This is a genomic window from Brevundimonas sp. GW821-FHT10E09, from assembly GCF_058809375.1.
On record NZ_JBXASO010000032.1, the window covers coordinates 1 to 2,384 of the forward strand.

General features: G+C 67.3%; 2 protein-coding genes. Both read left to right on the forward strand.

Annotated features, from left to right (window positions below):
• Positions 1-1,272, forward strand: a 1,272-nt coding sequence (locus AC1RSI_RS16665; protein ID WP_492322708.1) for a cytochrome ubiquinol oxidase subunit I, incomplete at its 5' end; no start/stop codon positions are given.
• Positions 1,262-2,263: a cytochrome d ubiquinol oxidase subunit II gene (gene cydB / locus AC1RSI_RS16670; protein WP_447941217.1), complete on the forward strand. Its 1,002-nt coding sequence runs from the start codon at positions 1,262-1,264 to the stop codon at positions 2,261-2,263. The genes AC1RSI_RS16665 and cydB, both read left to right, overlap by 11 nt.
• Positions 2,264-2,384: the final 121 nt, after the last annotated feature.

Here is a 2,384-nt window from a genome sequence, read left to right on the forward strand (position 1 = left end):
TTCAAATACTGGCTGAAGATCTTCGCCGTCGCCTTCGGCATGGGCGTCGTCTCGGGTCTGGTGATGTCCTATCAGTTCGGCACCAACTGGTCGGTCTTCTCCGACAAGGCCGGACCCGTCATCGGCCCCCTGATGGCCTATGAGGTGCTCAGCGCCTTCTTCCTCGAGGCGGGCTTCCTGGGCGTGATGCTGTTCGGCCTGAACCGGGTCGGCAAGAAGCTGCACTTCCTGGCCACCCTGATGGTCGCCATCGGCACCTTCGCCTCGGCCTTCTGGATCCTGTCCGTCAACAGCTGGATGCAGACGCCGCAAGGCTACGCCATCAACGAGGTCGGCCAGTTCATCCCGGCCGACTGGTTCAAGATCGTCTTCAACCCGTCCTTCCCCTATCGCCTCGCCCACATGCTGCTGGCGGCCTACCTGACGACCGGTCTGGTGGTCGGCGCGGTCGGCGCCTGGCACCTCATGAAGGAGCGGACCAACAAGGGCGCGCGCAAGATGTTCGCCATGGCCATGGGCATGATCCTGGTCGCCGCTCCGGTGCAGATCTTCATCGGCGACATGCACGGGTTGAACACCCTGGAGCACCAGCCCGCCAAGGTCATGGCGATGGAAGGCCACTTCGAAAGCCACCCGGACGGGGCGCCGCTGATCCTGTTCGGCCTGCCCGATCGCGAGGCCGCCACCGTCCATGGCGCGGTCGAGGTTCCGAAGCTGTCGTCCCTGATCCTGAAGCATGATCCAAACGCGCCTCTGGCCGGTCTCGACACCGTCGCCCGCGCCGACTGGCCGCCGGTGGAGATCGTCTTCTGGTCCTTCCGCGTCATGGTGGGACTGGGCATGGCCATGCTGCTGCTGGGGCTATGGGGGTTGTACGCCCGCCTGCGCAGCCGCCTCTATGACGCCCCCTGGCTGCACCGCTTCGCCCTGATCATGGGACCGATGGGGTTCGTCGCCGTGCTGGCGGGCTGGATCACCACGGAGGTCGGCCGCCAGCCCTGGACCGTCTACGGCCTGCTGCGCACCGCCGACAGCGCCGCGCCTCTGGCGGCGCCTGCCGTCGCGACTTCCTTGGCCGCTTTCGCCGTGGTCTATTTCACCGTCTTCGGCGCCGGGGTCTTCTACATCCTGCGTCTGATGAGCCATGCGCCTCATCGCGGCGAGCCGGGCGTGGCGGAAACGCCGATCCGCACGGCGGGCATCACGCCTGCCCCCGCCATCGACCCCGACCGTCCCATCCCGACTGGCGAGGAGACTGATCATGAGCGTTGATCTGACCCTGGTCTGGGCCGGTCTGCTGGCCTTCGCCGTCTTCGCCTACATCGTCATGGACGGGTTCGACCTGGGTGTCGGCATCCTGTTCCCGACACTGAAGGCCGGCGATCAGCGCGACAAGGCGATGAACTCGATCGCCCCGGTGTGGGACGGCAACGAGACCTGGCTGATCCTGGGCGGTGGCGGCCTGTTCGCGGCCTTCCCCCTCGCCTATGCGGTCCTGATGCCGGCGGTCTACACGCCGATCATCGCCATGCTGCTGGGGCTGGTCTTCCGGGGCGTCGCCTTTGAATACCGCTGGCGCACCGTGCGGGCCAAGCCCGTCTGGGATGTCGCCTTCTTCGGCGGCTCCCTCCTGGCCGCCTTCTCCCAGGGCGTCACCCTGGGGGCCATCCTGCAGGGGGTCGAAGTGTCCGGTCGCGCCTATGGCGGCGGCTGGTGGGACTGGCTCAGCCCCTTCAGCCTGCTGACCGGTGTGGCCGTCGTCGTCGGCTACGCCCTTCTCGGCGCCACCTGGCTGAACATGAAGACGGATGGCGCGCTCCAGACCCACGCCCGGTCCCAGGCCTGGAAGTTGGGGCCGGCGACCTTGCTGATGATCGGCGCGGTCAGCCTGGCCACCCCGTTCCTCGACGGCGAATACGCCCGCCGGTGGTTCGACTGGCCCGGCGTGCTTCTGACGGCCCAGGTGCCGTTGCTCGTCCTGATCGTCGCGGCCGCCTTCTTCTGGACCATGCGTCAGAAGCGTGAGGTCTGGCCCTTCCTGCTGTCGCTGGGCCTGTTCGCGATGACCTTCGCCGGGCTGGGCGTCAGCGTCTTCCCTTACGCCGTACCCGACGAGATCACCCTCTGGCAGGCCGCAGCTCCCGCCTCCAGCCAGCTGTTCATGCTGGTCGGCGCCCTGATCCTGATCCCGATCATCCTAGCCTACACCGCCTACGCCTACTGGGTGTTCCGCGGCAAGGTCGGCGACGACGGTTACCACTGATGCGTCGCGGCTCCACAAACGGGCTCCGGCAGGGCCTCTGGTTCGTCGCGCTCTGGGCGCTGGGCGTGGGCGTCCTGGGCATCGTCGCCTATCTGCTGCGCGGCGTTCTCAAGCTGGCCGG

Coding starts and splice junctions, on each gene's coding strand:
- cydB (WP_447941217.1), top strand. CDS start 1,262: ATGAGCGTTGATCTGACCCTGGTCTGGGCCGGTCTGCTGGCCTTCGCC.